General features: G+C 61.0%; 23 protein-coding genes. 14 read left to right on the top strand and 9 right to left on the bottom strand.

The features are described from left to right. Window positions 1-52: 52 nt before the first annotated feature. From QA648_RS18365 to QA648_RS18385, 5 genes are all read right to left on the bottom strand, one after another. A complete protein-coding gene (locus tag QA648_RS18365) occupies window positions 53-1,021 on the bottom strand; it encodes an adenosine deaminase (RefSeq protein WP_283048548.1) in 969 nt (322 codons plus the stop codon). After that, a complete protein-coding gene (locus QA648_RS18370; RefSeq protein WP_283051416.1) occupies window positions 1,018-2,238 on the bottom strand; it encodes a phosphopentomutase in 1,221 nt (406 codons plus the stop codon). Before QA648_RS18370 ends, QA648_RS18365 begins: the two co-directional genes overlap by 4 nt. Before the next feature lie 135 nt (window positions 2,239-2,373). Continuing rightward, entirely contained in the window at window positions 2,374-2,952 is a 579-nt protein-coding gene (locus QA648_RS18375; RefSeq protein WP_283048550.1) for a TadE/TadG family type IV pilus assembly protein, read from the bottom strand. Window positions 2,953-2,963: 11 nt separating this feature from the next. Continuing rightward, on the bottom strand, window positions 2,964-3,581 hold the full coding sequence (locus tag QA648_RS18380; RefSeq protein WP_104821638.1) for a TadE/TadG family type IV pilus assembly protein: 618 nt from the start codon (window positions 3,579-3,581) through the stop codon (window positions 2,964-2,966). Between the two features lie 159 nt (window positions 3,582-3,740). Further along, window positions 3,741-4,157, bottom strand: a complete 417-nt coding sequence (locus tag QA648_RS18385; RefSeq protein WP_283048552.1) for a pilus assembly protein N-terminal domain-containing protein — start codon at window positions 4,155-4,157, stop codon at window positions 3,741-3,743. Window positions 4,158-4,563: 406 nt separating this feature from the next. Here QA648_RS18385 and QA648_RS18390 point away from each other — a divergent pair, with 406 nt between their 5' ends. The 10 genes from QA648_RS18390 (at window position 4,564) to QA648_RS18435 (ending at window position 14,276) form a co-directional block, all read left to right on the top strand. Further along, window positions 4,564-4,746: a Flp family type IVb pilin gene (locus tag QA648_RS18390; RefSeq protein ID WP_283048554.1), complete on the top strand. Its 183-nt coding sequence runs from the start codon at window positions 4,564-4,566 to the stop codon at window positions 4,744-4,746. A 91-nt stretch (window positions 4,747-4,837) separates the two neighbouring features. Then, the gene (locus QA648_RS18395) at window positions 4,838-5,350 is read left to right on the top strand and encodes a prepilin peptidase (RefSeq protein ID WP_104821642.1); all 513 of its coding nucleotides are present in this window, start codon (window positions 4,838-4,840) and stop codon (window positions 5,348-5,350) included. Between the two features lie 164 nt (window positions 5,351-5,514). After that, entirely contained in the window at window positions 5,515-6,327 is an 813-nt protein-coding gene (gene cpaB, locus QA648_RS18400) for a Flp pilus assembly protein CpaB (protein WP_104821643.1), read from the top strand. Between the two features lie 14 nt (window positions 6,328-6,341). Then, window positions 6,342-7,841, top strand: a complete 1,500-nt coding sequence (locus QA648_RS18405; RefSeq protein ID WP_260303270.1) for a type II and III secretion system protein family protein — start codon at window positions 6,342-6,344, stop codon at window positions 7,839-7,841. A 55-nt stretch (window positions 7,842-7,896) separates the two neighbouring features. Further along, window positions 7,897-8,610, top strand: a complete 714-nt coding sequence (locus QA648_RS18410) for a CpaD family pilus assembly protein (protein ID WP_283048557.1) — start codon at window positions 7,897-7,899, stop codon at window positions 8,608-8,610. A 37-nt stretch (window positions 8,611-8,647) separates the two neighbouring features. After that, the gene (locus QA648_RS18415; RefSeq protein WP_283048558.1) at window positions 8,648-9,919 is read left to right on the top strand and encodes a CpaE family protein; all 1,272 of its coding nucleotides are present in this window, start codon (window positions 8,648-8,650) and stop codon (window positions 9,917-9,919) included. Window positions 9,920-10,000: 81 nt separating this feature from the next. Next, window positions 10,001-11,482 carry a CpaF family protein gene (locus tag QA648_RS18420; protein WP_104821647.1) on the top strand — a complete coding sequence of 494 codons (1,482 nt, stop codon included), beginning with the start codon at window positions 10,001-10,003 and terminating at the stop codon, window positions 11,480-11,482. Window positions 11,483-11,492: 10 nt separating this feature from the next. Then, entirely contained in the window at window positions 11,493-12,500 is a 1,008-nt protein-coding gene (locus QA648_RS18425) for a type II secretion system F family protein (RefSeq protein WP_104821648.1), read from the top strand. 19 nt (window positions 12,501-12,519) lie between these two features. Continuing rightward, window positions 12,520-13,500, top strand: a complete 981-nt coding sequence (locus QA648_RS18430; protein ID WP_283048561.1) for a type II secretion system F family protein — start codon at window positions 12,520-12,522, stop codon at window positions 13,498-13,500. A gap of 131 nt (window positions 13,501-13,631) precedes the next feature. Beyond that, window positions 13,632-14,276 carry a LysE family translocator gene (locus QA648_RS18435; RefSeq protein ID WP_283048563.1) on the top strand — a complete coding sequence of 215 codons (645 nt, stop codon included), beginning with the start codon at window positions 13,632-13,634 and terminating at the stop codon, window positions 14,274-14,276. 6 nt (window positions 14,277-14,282) lie between these two features. On the opposite strand, the gene QA648_RS18440 is transcribed toward QA648_RS18435, so the two are convergent. Beyond that, window positions 14,283-15,110, bottom strand: a complete 828-nt coding sequence (locus tag QA648_RS18440) for a tetratricopeptide repeat protein (protein WP_283048565.1) — start codon at window positions 15,108-15,110, stop codon at window positions 14,283-14,285. Between the two features lie 148 nt (window positions 15,111-15,258). On the opposite strand from QA648_RS18440, the gene QA648_RS18445 reads away from it, so the two are divergent. The 4 genes from QA648_RS18445 to QA648_RS18460 all read left to right on the top strand — a co-directional run bounded on the left by QA648_RS18445 (window position 15,259) and on the right by QA648_RS18460 (window position 18,498). Next, window positions 15,259-16,650: a M17 family metallopeptidase gene (locus QA648_RS18445; protein WP_283048567.1), complete on the top strand. Its 1,392-nt coding sequence runs from the start codon at window positions 15,259-15,261 to the stop codon at window positions 16,648-16,650. A 211-nt stretch (window positions 16,651-16,861) separates the two neighbouring features. Next, window positions 16,862-17,212, top strand: a complete 351-nt coding sequence (locus tag QA648_RS18450; protein ID WP_104821653.1) for a MarR family winged helix-turn-helix transcriptional regulator — start codon at window positions 16,862-16,864, stop codon at window positions 17,210-17,212. A gap of 114 nt (window positions 17,213-17,326) precedes the next feature. Then, window positions 17,327-18,181, top strand: a complete 855-nt coding sequence (locus tag QA648_RS18455) for an NlpC/P60 family protein (protein ID WP_283048570.1) — start codon at window positions 17,327-17,329, stop codon at window positions 18,179-18,181. Between the two features lie 77 nt (window positions 18,182-18,258). Next, window positions 18,259-18,498: a hypothetical protein gene (locus tag QA648_RS18460; protein ID WP_283048571.1), complete on the top strand. Its 240-nt coding sequence runs from the start codon at window positions 18,259-18,261 to the stop codon at window positions 18,496-18,498. Between the two features lie 47 nt (window positions 18,499-18,545). On the opposite strand, the gene QA648_RS18465 is transcribed toward QA648_RS18460, so the two are convergent. From QA648_RS18465 to QA648_RS18475, 3 genes are all read right to left on the bottom strand, one after another. Then, complete coding sequence (locus QA648_RS18465; protein ID WP_283048574.1) at window positions 18,546-19,940, bottom strand: amidase; 1,395 nt, start codon at window positions 19,938-19,940, stop codon at window positions 18,546-18,548. 125 nt (window positions 19,941-20,065) lie between these two features. After that, on the bottom strand, window positions 20,066-20,932 hold the full coding sequence (locus tag QA648_RS18470) for an ABC transporter permease (RefSeq protein WP_283048576.1): 867 nt from the start codon (window positions 20,930-20,932) through the stop codon (window positions 20,066-20,068). Next, entirely contained in the window at window positions 20,929-21,882 is a 954-nt protein-coding gene (locus QA648_RS18475) for an ABC transporter permease (protein WP_283048578.1), read from the bottom strand. Before QA648_RS18475 ends, QA648_RS18470 begins: the two co-directional genes overlap by 4 nt. Window positions 21,883-21,893 lie beyond the last annotated feature (11 nt).

Here is a 21,893-nt window from a genome sequence, read left to right on the forward strand (position 1 = left end):
ATAGGCCGCATTTTGGAACGTCATCCCCAGTCGGCGACCTAAAACGATGTGGTCATATCCTCGCTAACAGCGTCGCCCGCGTTGCGTCGTCCACAAACGCGGCTTCGACTGCCGTTCGAGTCATGGCATTGATCTCGTCGTCGCTGAAGCCGAAGGCGGCGGACGCCAGCTCGTATTCGCGCTTCAGGGAGGTGTGGAAGAAGGGCGGGTCGTCGGAATTAATCGTCACGCGCACGCCCGCGTCACGAAGCTTGCGCAGCGGGTGCGACGGGAAGTCGGGAAAGACATTCAGCGCGACGTTCGAGCCGGGGCAGACTTCCAGCACCGTGCCGAGATCGGCGAGGCGCTTGACGAGATCGGCATCTTCGATGGCGCGCACGCCATGGCCGATGCGCGACGGACGGACCAGCTCGACTGCATCGGCGACGCTGAAGGCGCCGCAGACTTCGCCGGCATGGATCGTGAGGCCGAGGCCGGCTTCGCGGGCAATGTCGAAGGCGCGTGCATAATCGGCAACCCGGCCCATCCGCTCTTCGCCCGCCATGTTGAAACCCGTGATCAACGGGTTATCGCTTTTGGCGGCATATTCGGCGGCCTTGATGACGCGGTCCGGTCCGAAATGACGTTCGCCAGTGACGAGCAGCCGGGCGACGATGCCGCTCTTTTCCTGCGCTGCACGAATGCCGGCCGAAACGCCGGCCATATAGGCATCGGCCCCGAGGCCGATCCGGTCGCCATGGTCGGGCGAGACGATCAGTTCGCTGTAGATCGTGCCGATGCCCGCAAGCTCCTCAAGATAGGTCTCGGTCAGCAGCGCATAGTCTTCCTCGGTGCGGTAGACTTCGGAAACCTTGTCGTAGCAGACGAGGAATTCGGTAAAATCCTTCCAGAGATAGATACCGTCATGCATGAAGGCACTGGTGTCGACATTATATTTCCGTGCCTGTGCCAACGTCAGCGCCGGAGGAGCAGCGCCTTCGAGATGGCAATGCAGCTCGACCTTTTTCAAATGCGATGTCACAGAAAACTCCTTCCATGCGGCCCTGCCGCAATTCCCAAATGGCGCGCAACAGTTTCGCCAATATCGGCATAGGTCTGGCGGACGCCGATCGAGCGCGAGCGGATGCCAGGCCCGTAGGCGATAACCGGCACACGCTCGCGCGTATGGTCGGTGCCGCGCCAGGTCGGATCGCAGCCGTGATCGGCTGTCAAGATGACGAGATCGCCAGGCTTCAGCTTCTCGTGCACCTCCGGCAGCCTTGCGTCGAAGGCTTCGAGCGCGGCCGCATAGCCGGCCACGTCGCGGCGATGGCCATAGACCATGTCGAAATCGACGAAATTCGTAAAGACGAGGTCGCCATCGCCGGCCTCGTCCATCGTCCTTAGCGTCGCATCCATCAGCTTCATGTTGCCGTTGGCCTTGATGATGCGGGAGACGCCTTGATGGGCAAAGATATCGCCGATCTTGCCAACCGCATGCACGGTGCGTTCGGCCTTGATCAGTCGGTCGAGCAGGGTCGGCTCCGGCGGCAACACGGAGAAGTCGCGGCGGTTGCCGGTACGCTCGAATGTCGCCTGCGTCTCGCCGACGAAGGGGCGGGCAATGACGCGGCCGATATTATAAGGATCAAGCAGGGTGCGGACGATCTGGCAGAGAGCGATCAGCCGTTCGAGACCGAAATGGCGCTCATGCGCGGCAATCTGGAAGACGGAGTCTGACGAGGTGTAGCAGATCGGCTTGCCGCTATGGATATGCTCTTCGCCATATTTGGCGATGATCTCGGTGCCAGATGCATGGCAGTTGCCGAAAATGCCGGGGAGATCGGCGGCCTCGCAGATGGCATCGACCAGCTCCGGCGGAAATGCGTCGCCCTCGGTGGAAAAATAGCCCCAGTCGAACATGACGGGTGTACCGGCGATTTCCCAATGGCCGGATGGCGTGTCCTTGCCGCGCGACACTTCGTTGGCGCAGCCGTAGAGACCAAAGAGCTTTTCCGGCTGCGGCATGCCGGCCGGATAGCTGCCTGTTGCCGCCTTGGCGATCTCCAGCAAGCCGAGACCCGACATGTTCGGCAGCGACAAGGGGCCGGAACGCAGGCCGTCGCGGTCGGCGGCACCCGCCGCGCAGAACTCGGCGATATGGCCGAGCGTGTCGGCGCCCTCATCGCCATAGGCGGCCGCATCCGGGCTGCCGCCGACACCGAAGGAATCAAGAACGAAGAGAAAGGCGCGCGCCATGGTCCACCCGATAGGATTGCTCAATGCGCGACGTCCAGCGTCAGGCGCATTGGACGTCACCCATATAACGGCGATGTCAACTTGGCAATTTCCTGTTCAGGTGGGAAATATTGCAGGGATTTACAACAATTCTGCTCAGCAATCGCTGCAGGTGACCGTACTGTCAGTTCGTGGACGATAGAAATACTCGCGGCTGATGGTGATCTGGCTGCTGCCGGCGGGCAGGAAATCCGAGCCGAAACTGATGAGCTGATACGGAATGGCAAGCTCGGTGCGCACCAGAAATGTGCTCGCCTGATTGATGTCGCTGGGGACGGTGGCGGTGCTACCGGTCGCGTAGGGCTTGCTGCCATCCTGCGCCCAGGACCAGGCAACGGTGGCATTACCGCTGGCATCGAGCTGAATACCGGTGATTTTCAGGGTCAGGCCGGTTGAGTCGTAGGGCGCGAAAATAGCGCTGGCAACCGAAGGCATGGTGGCCAGCACCGTCTTGCTGACGCTGGATTGCTGCGTCACGATATCGGCAATGGATCCGGCCGACCGGCTGGCGCGCTTTTCGACGCTGAGCGCAATGGTGAGCTCGAAGGCGCCGAGATAGAGCATCAGCAGCACCGGGAAGAGAATGGCAAATTCGATCGCGCCGATGCCCCGCTCGTCGCGGCTGAAGCGCCGCAAAAGGGCGCAAAGCCTAACCGTCAGCTCCTTTCGAGCCATCGCCACCCTCCTCACGGATAATTCTCGTTTTGGAAGGCGGCCGTCGCGACGATAAGATAGGTCGTCGGCATCGAACCGTCTGACGGCCGTATCGTGGTGAGATAAGGCCGCAGCAGATCGGTCATTATCTGCCAGCGATAATAGGCGCGCACCATATTCATAGACTTGGCGCCGCCGGGAGCGAATTTGAAGCCCGTTGTGTCGAGGTCGGAATAGGGATCGGACGACACGCGTGGAATGGTGGTCGGCATGGCTGCAAAGCTCGTGTAGCTTTCCACGTCGAGATAGAGATTGGTCGGCGTCGTGAGTTCGGTTGCCGAGCATGCGATGATCACGGAAATTTCGTTGCAGAAAGCCTGACGGAACGGTTGTGCACCCGTGGCGGCAGTGATCTGCCCGGTCCTGATCTCGCGCGACACGGTATCGACGGCATTGGAAACGACCTGTTCGGCGATGAAGGCGACGAAGGTTTCCAGAATTGCGAAGATGATCAGGAAATAGGGGATTGCCAGAAGGGCGAATTCGATGGCGGCAGCGCCGTCGCGAGAACGCACGAATGCGCGCAGGCGTCCGCCCGCACGTTTCTGCGCAAAAGTCTTGCCCCCAAGTATATCGTCCTCTGGCATCATACCGGAATCCGCACGTTTTAAGTGGGGTTAAGACTAGAGCCGCTTTCTTGATAATCCGTTTCTCATCTCTCTTCATATTGAAGAAATGTTTGGATTGTTTAAGAAAGACAAGTCTTATTTAGTATAGTTGAATACAGAGAAGGAACGGAGATGCCGCCATTATTGGGTAGCGGCTGCGGCGGTGCTGTTCTGTTGGGCATGCTGCTCGCAATTGGGCGTGCAGGAAAGCACCGAGCGGTCGGTCTGGCGGTAGACGCGGACTGTGTTGCCCTCGTCGATCGATACGAGGATACGCTCATCGACGATTGCGTTGCCGTCGGAATCGAGCAGGACGATGTTCGTGGTGCCGAAACTGCGGCCGGTAAGCACGATGGTCTTCGGATCGGCAACGGTCGCGTCCGCCACTTGCGAATTGCCGACGATGACCTTGCTGACGGGACGATCGAGCTTCAATACGCGTGCATGATCCATATAGACGCGCAGCATGCCGTTATCCGCGGCGCGCGAAAACTGCGGCATCAGCCCCACTGTTGCGGCGACGCAGGCAAAGAATGCAATTTTGCCGCGGGTTGGCATGGGTCTGGCCTCGTGAAGCTGATGACGGAAACAATTACCAAATAGAATGAGAAAGAATGGTGAATGAACAATTAAGGGGAAGGCTATTCGTTCAATTCCGATGCAGGTCGTGCTCTTCTGCTTCCATTTTGGGATTTCCCTACGGGAGTTGCAATATATTGGAACAATTCCCATTGATTGCTAATATATCAGCTCCTAATCATTACGAAGAGGCTGAAGATTTTCTCTAAAAATGCTTGGAAAGACATGAATTGACGTTAACTAGTCTATTTGCGTTTTAGTTTTTCCGATCTGTTAACCCACTTCCTTAAAGCGATGGAAACGGCCAGCCGCTACCGTTCAGCTCATCCGATCAACGGCAAACAGTTGGCGGACGTGCTGTCAACAAAGTGAGTGGAGTGAACCTATGACCAAGCTTTTTTCCCGTTTCCTGAAAGACGAATCCGGTGCGACCGCAATTGAATACGGCCTGATCGCAGCGCTGATCTCCGTCGCTATCATCGCTGGTGCCACGACCCTGGGCAACACGCTTAACACTGTTTTCGAAAACATCTCGACTAAGATGAACAGTGCATCCACTTTGCACTAAGGGTGCCGCTTTCACAGTCGCATGTTTTGTTCGAAAACCGCTCAGTACTATGAGCGGTTTTTGACATTTATATTTCGAGTGGGGATATCAAATGCTTGAAGCTGCAACATTGCTGATCTTCCCGCTCTGCCTCGCGGTCGCGGCCTTTTCCGACCTGTTTACGATGACGATCCCGAACCGGGTTTCGCTCGTCCTGCTCGGTTCCTTCATCGTACTTGCGCCCTTGCTCAGTCTGACATGGCCCGACATCGGCATGCATTTTGCCGGCGCGGCCATCGTGTTCAGCGTCTGCTTCGCGCTTTTTGCCCTCAACGTGATGGGCGGTGGCGACGCCAAGCTGCTGGCGGCGTCCGCACTCTGGTTTGGCTACGATCCGTCGCTTCTCGCCTTCCTCGTCTATGTTGCCCTCATCGGCGGCGCGGTGACGCTTTTTATCCTCGTGATCCGCTCGCATTCGAGCGCCATCATGGCCATGGGCTTGCCACTGCCGAACTCGCTGCTGATTGCCAAGAAGATCCCTTATGGCATTGCCATCGCTATCGGCGGCTTCCTGGCTTTTCCCTCGTCGCCTATGGTCGCGGCGGCGACATATCATATTATCTAAATTAGATCTTTCTAAGAATTAATGATGTATTGCGCAACGCTATATTCTGCGTGCCTTTAATAGTTATGCTTAATTGATTGTAAATGTAATATACCATTAACCATAATTACACCAATTGCGGAGCATTCTGCGGGGCGAAGAGTCGTATTCCCCAAGGAATGATCATGAAACCCGCTCGCTTAATGATACTCGCGGTGGCAGTTGTCGCGGCAGGGCTTGCCGGATTGCTGGCGATGCGTCTGGCCGGCACGCGCAACGTCGTGCCGCAGGTCGAAGCGGTGATAGAGAAGGAGGCGACGGCCAATGTGCTCGTCGCCGACGCCAATCTTCCGGTCGGCTCGCGCCTGAATGAGAAGTCGATCCACTGGATGGCCTGGCCGCAAAGCGGCCTGGTCAAGGGTTTCATTACCGAATCCGAGCGCCCCGATGCCCTGAAAGACCTGAACGGCGCAGTCGTGCGTCTGCCGATCTTTGAAGGCGAACCGATCCGCGAAGAGAAGGTCGCCGATTCCAACAGCCACATTCTCTCCTCGCTGCTGCCCTCCGGCAAACGTGCGGTCGCCACCGAGATTTCCGTCGCCACCGGTGCCGGCGGCTTCATTCTCCCCAATGACCGGGTCGACGTGATCATGGTGCGCAAGGGCGATACCCAGAAATTCGTAACCGAGACGGTGCTCAGCAATGTCCGCGTGCTCGCCGTCGATCAGCAGGTCGAGGAAAAGCAGGATGGCAGCAAGTCCGTGGTTGGCACGACCGCAACGCTTGAGCTGACGCCGGATCAGACCAAGGTGCTTGCGGTCGCCCAGCAGATGGCCGACCGGCTGACGCTGGCGCTGCGCTCCGTCGCCGACGCGCAGCAGCCGGATACGATCGCCGCCGATTACCTGCTGAGCGGAGATAACGGCGGTGCCGTCGTCCAAGTTATCAAATCAGGCTCGATCATCGCCAACGGCACAGCCGCAGCCAAGACGCCATGAGAAGGGGCGGGACCATGTTCAAGACCAGCAAACCGATCCACCTCCTCTCGATTGCGGCTCTCTCCTTTTCGGTCGCTTTCTCCGGCCTGCCTTTCGCCGCAGCGCCGGCCTTTCTGCGCATGTCGACGGCCAAGGCCGACGGTTCCGACAGCATCGTTACCATTGCAGGCCTCGGCACCAAGCGCACGCTGAAGCTCGGCCTCAACAAGGCGCTGGTGGTCGATTTGCCGGCAGACGCCCATGATATTCTCGTTTCCGATCCGAAGATGGCCGATGCCGTGACGCGTACCTCGCGCCGCATCTATCTCTTCGGCAAGACGGTCGGCCAGACCAATATCTTCGTCTTCGGTGCCGACGGGAAGGAGATCGTCAGCCTCGACCTCCAGATCGAGCGCGATATTTCCAGCCTTCAGTCCAATATCAAGCGCTTCATTCCGGACTCCGACATTAATGTCGAGATCGTCTCCGACAACATTGTCATGACCGGTACGGTGCGTACGCCGCAGGATTCGACGCGCGCCGAACAGCTTGCCGAGGCTTTCCTCAAGGGCGGCGAGGCGACGACGCGCAATGAAACCGCAAGCGCTAGCGGCGGCGACAATTCCGTCGCCCTCTTTGCCGAAGCACGCCAGACGTCACAGATCGTCAACCTTCTGCAGATCGAGGGCGAGGATCAGGTGACGCTGAAGGTCACCGTCGCCGAGATCAAGCGCAGCGTGCTGAAGCAAATCGGCTTCGACAATCTCGTCAGCAATTCCTCAGGCCTGACTGTCGCTCAACTCGGCAGTATCACCAGTGACACGACCGCGGCCGCGGGCGGTGGCGGTATCGCCGCCCTATTCAAGAGCGCGATCGGCAAATACAATATCAGCACCTATCTCAGTGCCATGGAGCAGGCCGGCGCGGTACGTACATTGGCGGAACCGACATTGACGGCAATCTCCGGTCAGGCCGCGACCTTCAATTCCGGCGGTCAGCAGCTCTACTCCACGACCGATAGCGACGGCAACGTCACGATTACGCCCTTTACCTACGGCGTAAGCTTGGCCTTCACACCTGTGGTTCTCTCTGCAGGGCGCATCAGCTTGCATATCCAGACTGAGGTGTCCAACCCGGTCGGCACATCGGGAACCGCGACGTATAACCAGCGTGCGGCCGATACCTCGGTCGAATTGCCCTCCGGCGGCTCCATTGCGCTGGCGGGCCTCCTCAGTGACAGCGTCCAGCAGACCACCAACGGCACGCCGGGCGCCTCGAAGATCCCGATCCTCGGCGCACTCTTCCGCCAAAAGAGCTTTGAACGCGACGAAAGCGAACTGGTGATCATCGCGACACCCTATCTGGTGCGGCCGGTGGCGCGGGCTCAACTCGCTCGCCCTGACGACAATTTTTCACCGAGCAACGATGTCTCTGCCTTCTTCATGAACCGTGTCAACAAGATCTACGGGCATAAGGACGGGCCGCCGGTTGCGGATGCCGATTTCCACGGCACGGTCGGCTTTATCTACAAGTGAGGGGAGACGGACAATGACGCACCCCTTTTCAACCGGAACAACGAGAGACCAAAAGATGGCCAGCCTCGATCGCAATGCGCCCCGTATCGCCAGGCCGCGATTTTCAGCCCTGGCTCTGATCATGATGGTTGCGGCTGTCAGCGGATGTGCGGGATCGCCGGATCGCATGACGACCAGCGCCCTTTCCGATGACTATCGTCAGCGTCATCCTATCGTGCTGACCGAAAAGGAACATCACGTCGACATCCCCGTCATTGCCGGCGATCGCCGTATTACGACCGGCGCCCGCGACACGGTTCGCGGTTTCGTGCAGGATTATAAGGCTCACGCTTCCGGCACTGTCGAAATCCTGGCGCCCGGCAGTTCGGCCAACTCGCCTGGGGTTTCCGCGCTTCGCCGGCAGATCCGGCAAGAACTTGTCGCAAGCGGCATTCCGTCAGCGCGTATCGTCGACAATTATTATCAATCCGGCGGCCCCGGTGATGCCGCGCCGATCCGCCTTAGTTTCATGGCAACGACGGCGACCACCAATTCCTGCGGCCAATGGCCGGAAGATCTGTCCGATAACGCCTTCGACAATCAGAACTACTACAATTTCGGCTGCGCGACCCAGAACAACCTCGCAGCGCAAGTGGCAAACCCGACCGACCTCGTCGCGCCGCGCGCCATGTCGCCGATCGATACCGACCAACGCAGCAAGGTGATCGACAATTACCGCAGCGGCAACGTCCCGACGAGCACGGCCACGATCAGCGGCTTCGGCTCGTGAGCATGAGGATAACCGGCCGGCGGAACAGGATAGAATCATGAGCGCTATCAACTACGAAATCAGAAAGCCCGAGTTGGAGGCCGATGATGCGCCCCGCACGGGCGATCTCGAGAACATGCGACCGCTGCCGCGCATCTCGGTACATGCCTTCTGCGAAAGCGAGCAGTTGCAGCAGGTGATGGACCGATGCGCCAATGATCGGCGCATGTCCAAGGTCAGCCTCAGAATCACCAGCGGCAGCACCGCGGCGGCGGCGAACATGTTCGCCTCGACGCCGACGCCCAATCTGATCATCCTGGAAACCCGGGCCAATCCGGGCAATCTGCTGGCGGAGCTTGCGCCGCTCGCTGCCGTCTGCGATCCCAGCACCAAGGTGGTGATCGTCGGTCATCACAATGATATCGGCCTCTATCGCGAACTCATCCGCAACGGTATTTCCGAATATATGGTTCAGCCGGTTGCCATGGCCGACGTCATGGCGGCGATGACGGCGATCTTCGTCGATCCCGATGCCGAGCCGCTTGGCCGCAGCGTCGCCTTTATCGGCGCCAAGGGTGGGGTAGGGGCATCCACCATCGCGCATAATTGCGCTTTCGGCATCTCCAACCTGTTCTCGACCGAGACCATTCTCGCCGATCTCGATCTGCCCTACGGCACCGCCAATATCGATTTCGATCAGGACCCGGCCCAGGGCATCGCCGAGGCCGTCTATGCGCCGGAGCGTCTTGACGAGGTTTTCCTCGATCGCCTGCTGACCAAATGTTCGCAGCACCTGTCGCTGCTTGCTGCCCCCTCTATGCTCGATCGCGCCTATGATTTCGACGGCCAGGCCTTTCAGCCCGTGCTCGATGTCCTGCAGCGCAGCGCGCCGGTGAGCGTGCTCGACGTGCCGCATCTATGGACGGAATGGACGCGCTCGGTGCTTTCGGCCGTCGACGAAGTCGTCATTTGCGCGGCGCCCGACCTTGCCAATCTGCGCAACGCCAAGAACATGTTGGATGCGCTGCGCAAGCTGCGCCCCAACGACAAGGCGCCACATCTCATCCTCAATCAGGTCGGTATGCCGAAGCGCCCGGAAATCGGTCCCTCGGAATTCTGCGAGCCGTTGGAGACCGACCCGATCGCCATCATTCCCTTCGATATCAACTTGTTTGGCAACGCCGCCAACAGCGGCCGCATGATTTCGGAGACCGACCCGAAATCACCGGTCGCCGAGACCTTCTCGCAGATATCGCACATCGTTACCGGGCGCGTTGCCCTGAAGAAGGCAAAGAAGGGCGGCCTGCTCGGCCTTCTGAAGCGGAAGTAATTGTTTGATGTCGCATGATCTTGTTCGAAGGCCGGTTCGTGTTTTTGAGATCATGCTCTAGCGTAGAATTGGATCGACGGCATGTTTGGCAGACGCGGAAATGAAGGTCCTGCAAAGAGCGGTGGCGTGACGCCTCCGCCGTCGCCGCCCCGTGCGCCGTCCGCTACTGCGCCTGCGGCGTCGACCGTGCTGGTCGAGCCGGCGCGCGAGGGGTCACAACCGCGCCAGCAGGTGGCGCCGCCGTCGATGCAGACGCCGACACGCCGCCGGCCGGCGCGCACCGAAGAATATTACGACACTAAGTCGCAGGTCTTTTCCGCTCTGATCGATACGATCGACCTGTCGCAACTCTCCAAGCTCGATGCCGAGGCTGCGCGCGAAGAAATTCGCGACATCGTCAACGACATCATCACCATCAAGAATTTCGCGATGTCGATCTCCGAGCAGGAGGAACTGCTCGAGGACATCTGCAATGACGTGCTCGGCTACGGTCCGCTCGAACCGCTGCTTGCCCGCGACGATATCGCCGACATTATGGTCAATGGTGCCGGCCAGACCTTCATCGAAGTCGGCGGCAAGACGGTGGAATCGGAAGTCCGCTTCCGCGACAATGCACAGCTCCTTTCCATCTGCCAGCGTATCGTCAGCCAGGTCGGCCGCCGCGTCGATGAATCGAGTCCGATCTGCGACGCCCGCCTGCCGGACGGATCGCGCGTCAACGTCATCGCACCGCCGCTGTCGATCGACGGCCCCGCGCTCACCATCCGTAAATTCAAGAAGGACAAGCTGACGCTCGACCAGCTCGTCCGCTTTGGCGCCATCACGCCGGAGGGCGCCACGCTGCTGCAGATCATCGGCCGCGTTCGTTGCAATGTCGTCATTTCCGGCGGTACCGGCTCGGGCAAGACGACGCTTTTGAACTGCCTTACCAACTATATCGACCGCGACGAGCGCGTCATCACCTGCGAGGATACGGCCGAACTGCAACTGCAGCAGCCGCACGTCGTCCGCCTCGAAACCCGCCCGCCGAACATCGAAGGCGAGGGCGAGATCACCATGCGTGATCTCGTTAAGAACTGCCTGCGCATGCGACCCGAACGCATCATCGTCGGCGAAGTGCGCGGACCGGAAGTCTTCGACCTGTTGCAGGCGATGAACACCGGTCACGACGGGTCGATGGGCACGATCCACGCCAACACGCCGCGCGAATGCCTGAGCCGTATGGAATCGATGATCGCGATGGGCGGCTTCAGCCTGCCGGCGAAGACGGTGCGCGAGATCATTTCAACCTCCGTCGACGTGGTCATCCAGGCTGCCCGCTTGCGCGACGGTTCGCGCCGCATCACCCAGATCACCGAGGTGATCGGCATGGAAGGCGATGTGATCATCACGCAGGACCTGATGCGCTACGAGATCGAAGGCGAAGATGCGAACGGCCGTATCATCGGGCGGCATATGTCGACCGGCATCGGCAAGCCGAATTTCTGGGACCGCGCCCGCTACTACAACGAGGAAAAGCGCCTGGCTGCTGCCCTCGACGAAATGGAAAACAAGTCGAAATAGGACTTTCCCGATGTTCGGTGTCGATCCGGTAGTGCTTCTGATTGTGGTGCTCGCAGCCGTCTCCGCGGCGGCTGTCTGTTATAGCATCCTCTATTCCCGGATCGAGAGGCAGAAAAAGGCCGACAGCCGCGTCAACCGCATCAAATCGGCCGAGACCGACCGTATGCAGGTCAAGGCGGCGCGCGACCGCGTGCAGGAAATGTCGAAACGGCGCAAATCGGTGCAGGATTCGCTGAAGGATCTCGAAAAGCGCCAGTTGGAGAACACCAAGAAGAAGCAGTCGCTGAAAGTACGCCTCGGGCAAGCCGGCCTGTCGCTAACGCCGGCGCGTTTCTATCTCTTCAGCGTCCTGTTCGGCTTCTTCATCATGCTTGTCGTCTTCCTGCTCGGCGCACCGGTCGCCGTCTTGGTCGGCCTTCCCTTCGCCGCCGCCTTCGGCCTGCCACGTTGGGTCATCGGTTTCCTCATCAAGCGCCGGCAGAACAAGTTCCTCGATGAATTCCCCAACGCGCTCGACCTCATCACCCGCTCGATCCGCTCGGGCCTGCCGCTCAATGACGCCGTGCGGCTGGTGGCGGGCGAGGCGCGCGAGCCGGTGAAAACCGAGTTCCGCCGCGTCGTCGAAGCCCAGCAGGTCGGCCTGAGCATGACCGATGCCTGCGCGCGCATGACCAACCACATGCCGCTGCAGGAGGTGAACTTTTTCACGATCGTCATCGCCATCCAGGCGCAGGCCGGCGGCAACCTCTCCGAAGCGCTGGGTAACCTCGCGCGCGTGCTGCGCGAGCGCAAGAAGATGAAGGCGAAGGTCACCGCGCTGTCGATGGAAGCCAAAGCCTCGGCCGTCATCATTGGCTCGCTGCCCTTCATCGTCGCGACGCTCGTCTATCTAACCTCGCCGCAATACATGTTGATCCTTTTCACAGATCCGCGCGGCCATTTGATCCTGGGCGCCGCCGGCATCTGGATGTCGGTCGGCATCTACATCATGCGCAACATGGTCAATTTCGAGATTTGACCGAAGGAGACGCCGAGCCATGTCCTCCGATTTCGCCAGTAGATTGACCGATCCCAGCACGGTACTCGCCGTTTTCGTGGCGATCGCCGTCTTCGCCACCTTCTACACGATCGCGGTGCCCTTCCTGGAGCGCGGCGATCTCAACAAACGCATGAAAGCCGTTTCCACCGAGCGAGAACAGATCCGCGCCCGGGAACGCGCCCGCTTGACCGCCGATGGCGGCAAGGCGTCGCTGCGCAGCCAGAACAACCAGAATGTCCGCCAGATCGTCGAGCGCTTCAATCTCCGCACCGCCTTGGTCGATACCAATACGGTAAATCGCTTGCGGGCGGCCGGCCTGCGGTCGGAAAATGCGCTGAACATGTTCCTGGTGGCGCGTTTTCTGCTGCCCTTCCTGTTCTTGATGGTTGCCGTCATTTTCGTTTTCGTCCTTGGCTACTTCGCCGCCAAGCCCTTCGCGATCCGCCTTCTCGGCGTCATCGGCACCGCCTATCTCGGCTTTTATGCACCGAACATCTATATTTCCAATCGCATGACCAAACGGCAGAAATCGATCAAGCGCGCCTGGCCGGATGCGCTCGATCTCATGCTGATCTGCGTGGAATCGGGCATTTCCATCGAAGCCGGCATGCGCCGCGTCTCCGAGGAAATGGCGGAGCAATCGCCGCCACTCGCCGAAGAAATGGTGTTGACCACGGCGGAACTCTCGTTCCTGCAGGATCGCCGTAGCGCTTTCGACAATCTCGCCAGCCGCACACAGATCGAAATCGTCAAATCGGTGACGCAGGCTCTGATCCAGGCCGAGCGCTATGGCACGCCCATCTCGCAGGCGCTGCGCGTGCTGGCGCAGGAAGGCCGCGACGAACGCATGAACGAGGCGGAAAAGAAGGCCGCCGCCCTGCCGCCGAAGCTGACGGTGCCGATGATCGTCTTCTTCCTGCCCGTTCTCATGGCCGTTATCCTTGGCCCGGCGGCTATCCAGGTGATGGACAAATTCTGACATACAAAACTTGCCGCCGGTGCCGGACGTGATTAATTTCCAATCCTGCGTCATCGGCAATGTGAGGCGGATGATACCGGCGCGAAGATGGCGCCGTCCGCCCCGAGGCCGATCGTATCGGGAGGATTTTCATGTCATCCATAGCTATCTTTTTCAGCATCATCGCCGCCGTTTTCATCGGGGCGGTCAGCCCTGGTCCGAGTTTCGTTCTCGTTTCCCGCATCGCCGTTTCCCGCTCGCGCAGGGCTGGCCTTGCCGCCGCGCTCGGAATGGGTGCTGGCAGCGTCACCTTCGCGACTTTGACCCTGTTCGGTTTGAACGCGCTGCTGATGCAGGTCGAATGGCTCTATCTTGCCCTGAAGGTCGCCGGTGGCCTGTATCTGATCTACATTGGCATCCGCATTTGGCGGAACGCCGCCCATGATCTTGCCATCGACGCCCCGGCCACGCCGGTCGGCGGGAGCGTCGGGCGTAATTTCTGGTTTGCGCTGGGGACGCAGCTCAGCAACCCGAAGACGGCCATTTTCTACGGCAGCATTTTTGCAGCACTTCTCCCGGCCGAACCCGCTCCGGGGCTGATGCTCGCAGTGCCGCTGGCGGTCTTCGCCGTCGAGGTGGGCTGGTATACGGTAGTGACACTCGCCTTTTCGTCAAACCGTCCGCGCACGCTCTATCTCGGCGCCAAGCTTTGGATCGACAGGATAGCGGGTGCCGTCATGGGAGCGCTTGGCGTCCGGCTGGTGGCGGAAGGCCTGCCGCGGCATATCTGGCGCTGAACCGCTCTAGTTGATCGCTTTCTTGCCGCCATCGCCGGCGGCGAGTTTTTGCCAGGAATTCTGCTGCGCCAGCATGGAGCGCAGATAGGCGACATTGGCGTTCGCCTGCTGTGGCGTCAGTTCCTGGCGGGCGATCTTTTCGGCTTCGGGGAAGCGGCCCTGCAACCCAACCACGAGAGCCAGATTCTGGCGCACGCGGCTGTCGGCTGTCGGCTGAGCGGCGGCGGAGCGAAGATAGGTCTCGGCGGACTTCAGATCGCCGGTCAGCACATAGGACATGCCGAGATTGGAAAGGATTGTCGGCTCATTCGGCTGCAGCACGAGTGCATCGCGATATTTGCCGCGCGCCTCGGTCGAGCGGCCGAGCTGATCGAGGATCGCGCCTTCGGCCGAAACCAGCCGCCAGTCCGGGCGGTCCGGGGTCTGCGCGCGATCGATGGTCGCAAGCGCATCCTGGAGCTGACCAGCAGCGGCCTGCGCCTTGCCGTAGGCAGCCAGCACGCCACGATCGTCGGGATGGGCGATCGCCACCTGCTGCATGACCGCCAGCGCCTGATCGTTGCGCCCGCTCATGCGCAGCGCATTGGCGTAGTTGACGCCGGTATCGCGGTCTTTCGGATTGGCCTCATAGGCTTTGCCGAGGGTAAGGGTCGCCTGCGCGAGATCCGCGCCGTTCATCTCGTCGACCGGCTTTGACATTGTCGGGATCGAGCCGGTTGTCATCTTGTCTTTGCCGGTCGTCGAGCAACCGGCAAGCGCAAGCGCCACGAGCGCTGCTGACGCACCGTGGAGCAGGAAGGTCTTGAATGTCGACGTGGTTGACGAAGTGGCCATGGCGCCTATCCCGAAATGCCTGAGTCCTGCGCCTGGCCTCAAATCGGAACAGGGAAAGGTTTGACGCAATGTTCGCTCCAGCAATAATCTGTTAACCCTAACAGAGAGTTAACCCGCGATTCCCGGAAATCATTGCCAAAGGATAGTTATGGCCCCCTATCAGTACATCGAGCGCGCGAGCCCCTTCAACTCGAAGGGTGGCGCGACGCTGCCGATTTTTGCCGTCACTCCGGCACATATCGAGACTGGCACCATCGATCCCATCGCCCTCGATTGGGCGAGCAAGGCCGGCTACAAGGCCGATAGCGGCTCGCTGCTATTGATTCCGACCGAAGAAGGCCATCTCGGCGGCGCCCTGTTCGGCCTTGGCTCCAACCCCTCGGAGCAGCCCTTCCTGACGGGCAGGTTGGCGCGTAGCCTGCCGGCGGGTGATTGGCATATCGAAACCGCGCCACTCACGGCAAACCGGCTTTCGCTCGGCTTCGGCCTCGGCAGCTACCGGTTCGAGCGCTACAAATCGGAAAAAGCCAACCCGCCGACGCTGATGATTCCGCGCGATGCGGACGCCACCGATATCAAGCGCCAGCTCGCCGGCGTCTTCCTCGCCCGCGACCTCATCAACACCCCGACCAACGACATGGGACCGGAACAGCTCGAAGCCGCCTTCCGGGCGCTCGCCGAGCACTACAAGGCGGAGGTGTCCGTCATTATCGGCGACGATCTCCTGAAGCAGAATTTCCCGTTGGTGCACACGGTCGGCCGCGCCAGCGCCGATGCGCCGCGCCTTCTGGAACTGCGCTGGGGCAAGAAGGGTCATCGCCGCATCACGCTGGTCGGCAAGGGTGTCTGCTTCGACACCGGGGGCCTAGACATCAAGCCGGCATCCTCCATGCTGCTGATGAAGAAGGATATGGGCGGTGCAGCCAATGTCATGGGCCTGGCGCTGATGATCATGGACGCCAAGCTGAAGGTCGATCTGCGCGTCATTATTCCGGTCGTCGAAAACTCGATTTCGTCCAATGCCTTCCGTCCCGGCGACATCTACAAGAGCCGCAAGGGCCTGACCGTGCAGATCGACAATACCGACGCCGAGGGACGGCTGATCCTCGCCGATGCGCTCGCCTATGCAGACGAAGAAGCGCCCGATCTGATGATCGACATGGCGACATTGACGGGCGCTGCCCGCGTCGCGCTCGGCCCGGACCTGCCGCCCTTCTTCACCGACGATGACGATCTCGCCCGAGATCTCACCGACGCCAGCCTGGAGACGGACGACCCGCTGTGGCGCATGCCGCTCTACATGGGCTACGACAAGGATATCCGCGCCAAATTCGCCGATATCACCAATGCCCCCTCCGGCGGCATGGCCGGCTCGATCACCGCCGCTTTGTTCCTCAAGCGCTTCGTGACGAAAACGCCGAGCTGGGCGCATTTCGATATCTTCGGCTGGGCACAGAGCGAACGCCCGCATTCGCCGGGCGGCGGCGAGGCGCAGGCCATCCGGGCGCTGTATCACTATATCCGCCAGAGCGTGCGATAGGGCCGAAGTACTGCCTCTCACCCGCCCTCGTGGTTAGAGGGCTACGGTCCTTTGGACCTTCGCACCTCACCATGAGGTGGCCGCTGGCGGCCCGAATGTACTGCAACCCTTCTCCCCGCATTACGGGGAGAAGGGTTGGCGAATTCCCCTTGAAACCGCCATGATCTTGGCCGAGACTGAAACGGTAGCGTAACGATCTTCGAGGTTGCCTTTGCCGCTTGAACTCTCTGCCTCGCAGGCTCTCGGCCTCTGGCAAGGCGTGGCGCTCGAGCAGGTGCGTCGCGAGGGTCATGACTTGACGCTTCGGCAGATGGCGATCCTCCTGCAGATTTACCTCGTGCCGCCACCGCATACGGTGCGAGGGCTCGCCGCAACGCTCGGCGTTACCAAGCCGGTCATCACCCGTGCGCTCGACACCATGGGCGAGATGGGGCTGGTCGACCGCGTCCGCGACGAGCGTGATCGCCGCAACGTCATCATCAAGCGCACTGTCGCAGGCGCGCTCTATCTGGAAAAGCTCGGTGATCTCGTCATCGAGCAAGGCCGCAAACTATCCGTCTAGAGCAGTTCAGCGCTTCACGGAATCGCTGAACTGCTCTATCTCTTTGTTTTCACGCAACTCCGGACGGAAAACCGCTACGCACTTTTCCTGGAATTGCTCTAGAGGACCATGTTCATGATGCTCGACCGCCGTCTCAATGCCTTTCGGCCCGATCTTGCCGAAGCCTCCCTTCGGGGCAAGGTCGAGGCCGGCCGTTTTGTCGAGGGCACCAGGGCGCAGGTCGTCGCTCCCGTCGTTGCCCTTCGCCCGCAGCCGGATCTGGCGCGCGGCATCGACACCGAGCTCTTGTTCGGCGAGGAGGTCGATGTCTTCGAGCGCAAGGATGGCTGGTGCTGGGTGAAAGCGGTGTCGGACGGCTATGTCGGCTATCTTCCCGAAAAAGCGATCCTGACGGAACAGGCCGCACCCACGCATGTCGTCGTGACGCAGCGGACGTTTCTCTATCCCGAGCCGGAACTGCGCAAACCCCACACGGATATCCTCTCCATGGGCAGCCGCGTGCGCGTCACCGGCACGGCCGAGACGCGGGGGAACCATTATGTCGTCCTCGAAGGTGGCGCGGCCATCTTCGCCAAGCATGTCCAGCCGATCGGTTACAATGATGGCGGCGACTATGTCGATGTCGCCTTGCGCTTCCTGGAAACCCCCTATCTCTGGGGCGGCCGGTCCGGTCTCGGTATCGATTGCTCCGGCCTCGTGCAGCTCGCATTGCTGATGACGGGCCGCGACGCGCCGCGCGATGCGGATATGCAGGCGGCCGGCCTCGGCGAGCCGATCACGCGTGAGGAATTGCGCCGCGGCGATTTCGTCTTCTGGAAGGGCCATGTGGCCATCATGGAAGACGAGAAAACCATCGTGCATGCCAACGGCCATACGATGACCACGGCACGCGAAGATTTTGCCGCCGCCGTCGAGCGCATCGGCTGGCTCTATGAGCAACCGACAGGCTACCGCCGCCTGCAGGGCTGAGAGCCGGTCGGAACCGGTCTGAATCTAAACCGTTATTTCCTCGATTGAACACCTTCTTGTTCGAGAGGAGAAGCATCATGCCGATCACGGCCATGGAACAGGTGATCAGGGATATCCTCCACGACAGCCATCTGAGGCGCAGTCGCAAGATCGATCGGCTGCGTGAGCTGCGGAGCGAAACTCGCGGCATCCAGCGCGCCGGCAGCGCCAGCATGATGAGTATAGATGACGGCCTACAGGATGACCTGCGTGTCATCGAAAAGGCCTTGCGGCAGCTTGGCGCCGATGTCGAGGAGAAAGGTGCGGCCCGGCTGTAGGCCTTCACCCTTGCCCCAGCGGGGAGAGGTCGCGCGGTACGCGCCGGTCAGGGAGCAGGTGGCTTCGGCCAGTTCGTGACCCCGCCGGTCCAGGTTTCGAACGCCTTCGAGAGTTTCAGCACCAGCATGTCGCCAAAACGCGGACCGACGATTTGCAGTCCGATCGGCATGCCGGAGCGGGAGAAGCCGCAATTGATCGACGATGCCGGCTGCTCCGACATGTTCCAGGGAACGGTAAAGGCGATGTGCTCGAAGGGCAGGGCCGGATCGTTGGTGGGGGAGGCCCAATCGGCCGGATAGGAGACGATCGGGTTGGTGGGCGATAGCAGCGCATCGACCTCGGTAAACAGCTTGCCGCAACTCCTGCGCATCTCGATCGTCTGGTTGAAACCGCGCACCGCTTCGACACCGCTGATATCGGCACCACCCTTCGCCCATGTGTAGATATAGGGCAGGATCAGATCGCGGCGCTCCTCGCTCAATCCCATGATATCGCTCCAGAAACGCGCTCGCCAGAAGACATCCAGCCCATCCAGCATCTGCTTTGTCAGCACCGGCGCGACGTGGATGATCGTAGCCCCCGCTTCTTCGAAGCGCTTGGCGGCGGCAAGGACCGCATCGCGCACCTCGGCATCGGCGGGCAGGCCACAGCCGGCATCGAGCATCAGGCCGATCTTCAGCCCCCGCACATCGATATCGAGATCCATCCAGTCGATATCGTTCGGCGGCAGGCTGGTGCCATCGCGCCAATCGGGCCGCGAGAGCGTGGCCATGGAAAAGGCGGCGTCCTCGACCGTGCGGGCCATTGGCCCGGCGCAGCGGCCGACATAATAGGGATCGACCGGAATGCGGCCATGGCTTGGCTTGAAGCCGAAAATGCCGGTCCAGCCTGCCGGCAGGCGCACCGAGCCGCCGATATCCGTGCCGATGTGCAACGGCCCGTAGCCGGCAGCCGCCGCCGCCGAGGCGCCGGCACTGGACCCACCAGGATTCTGGGTCGGATCCCAGGGATTGCGGCTGAGTTTGTGGAAGCTGGAAAGACCGGAGGACAGCATGCCGTAGTCCGGGCAGGTGGTCTTGGCGAAGATCACCGCGCCATCCTCGCGCAGGCGGGCTGCGACCGGCGCATCCTCCGCGGCGGGAATGAGTTCGACGGCGGCCGTGCCGAGCGGCACCGGCTGGCCCTTGGTGGCGATCAGCTCCTTGAGGGTCACCGGAATGCCGTCCAGTGCTCCGAGCGGCGCACCCTTCGCCCAGCGTTCGGTGGAGGCGGCGGCCTGTCGGCGCGCTGCTTCCGGGTCATAGGCGTAGAGTGCGGCGATCGTCGGCTCCCACGCCTCGATATGTTTCTCCAGCGCCAGCCAGTATTCACTCGGCGAAAGGCTCTTTTCGGAAAATTTCCGAAGGAGCTGGCGGATGGAAAGATCGGTCGCTTCGGTCATGGTCATTCTCTTCGTATGTCGAAGTTAGAGCGGTTCAGCGTTTAACGGAATCGCTTTCCCGCTCTATCCTTTTGTTTTTACGCATTCCGGACGGAAAACCGCTTCGCACTTTTCCTGGAATTGCTTTAGCGGCGTGCCGCGCGTGGATCGAGAAGATCGCGCAGGCCGTCGCCAAGCAGGTTGAAGCCGAGGACGCAGAGTGCAATCGCCAGGCCCGGCAGGATGGCGAGCCAGGGCGCTTGTCCAAGATAGGTCTGCGCTTCCGCCAGCATCCGCCCCCAGGTCGGCGCCGGCGGCGGCACGCCGAGGCCGAGGAAGCTCAAGCCGGCTTCGGTTAGGATCGCCAGGCCGAGCTGGATGCTCGCCTGGACGATGATGATGCCCATAATGTTCGGCAGCACATGCCGCATAGTGATCGACAGGTGCGTATTGCCGAGGGCGCGCGCCGCCAGCACGTAATCCCTGCTCCAGGCCTGCAGCGCCGAACTAAGCGCCACGCGGGCAAAGACCGGAACCATGAAGGTGGCAATGGCGATGATGGCGGTAAAGCGTCCGGCACCGAGAAAGGCGCCGAGGATCATGGCCGAGAGGATTGGCGGCAATGCGAAGATCACGTCGCAGGCGCGCATCACGAGCGATTCGAACAATCCGCGCTGGGCGGCAGCGGCAATGCCGATCACCGTCCCGATCGTGCCGCCGATCACGACCGCCGACACTGAGATCGACAGCGAATTCCAGCAGCCGACCATCAGCATCGACAGCACGTCATGGCCGAGCTGGTCGGTGCCCAGAAGGCCGAAGCCGAAAGGAGGCTGCAGCTTATGGATGATCTGCATTTTCGCGGGCGGCACCGGCGTCCAGAAGAGCGACAGGATCGCGACAGCGACGAGCGAGAGAATGATGATGGCGCCTACGATCAGATTGGCGCGGCGCAGGGCGCGGAACCGGGAGCGGCGGGGAGGAGCGGGGGCGACGGTTTCGACCGTGATCATCGTGCGCCTCCGCTGCGAAGTCTGGGGTCGATGACCAGAAAGGAGAGATCGACCAGGAAGTTCATGATGATGACGAGGGCGGCAAAAAACAGCACGACATCCTGCATGACGACGATGTCGCGCTGGCTGAGCGCCTGATAGGCGAGGCGTCCGAGACCAGGCAGGTTGAAGACGTTCTCGATCAGCACGGCACCGGCGACAAGGAAGGTGAATTGCAGGCCGAGAATGGTCAGTATCGGCACCAGGGCGTTCGGCACGATATGGCCCCAGAGAACGGCACCGCTTGACAGGCCCTTGGCGACCGCCGTGCGGGCGAAATCCTCATGCAGCGTGTCGAGCACGGCCGACCGGGTGACCCGTGTCAGCACACCGGCCTGCGGCAGAGCCAATGCCACTGCCGGCAGGGTCAGCGCCCTGAGTGCTGGTCCCAGGCCATTGCTCCAGCCGGGAAATCCTCCGGCCGGCATTAAGCCGAGCGAGGTGGAAAACAGCAGGATCAACAGCAGGCCCACCCAAAAGCCGGGCACGGCAACGCTCATCTGCGAAAACAGCGTGGCGACAATATCGAAGAAGCCGCCGCGCCGGGCGGCGGCCGCCACGCCGAGCGGCACGGCGATGAGGATGGAAAGAATAATGGCGAGGATGGCAAGCGGCAATGTGACAGCCAGCCGCTCGACGATGAGACCGGCGACCGGCACGCCATAAGTATAGGACTTGCCGAGATCGCCAGTCAGCGCGCCGCCAAGCCATTGGCCGTAGCGGACGATCAATGGTTGGTCGAAGCCCATGTCGTGTCGCAGCGCGGCAAGCGTCTCCGGCGAGGCCGAGGTGCCGAGCGTGATGGCGGCGGGATCGCCCGGCAGCAGGGCCATCACCGCAAAGATCAGCAACGAAACGGCGATCAGGGTCAGGATAAGACCCATGATCCGGCGGGTAAGAAGTACGATCATTGCATGCCCAT

Origin of the sequence: Rhizobium sp. CB3171, assembly GCF_029714265.1 — a bacterium.
In the GTDB taxonomy this organism is placed as follows: Bacteria; Pseudomonadota; Alphaproteobacteria; order Rhizobiales; family Rhizobiaceae; genus Rhizobium.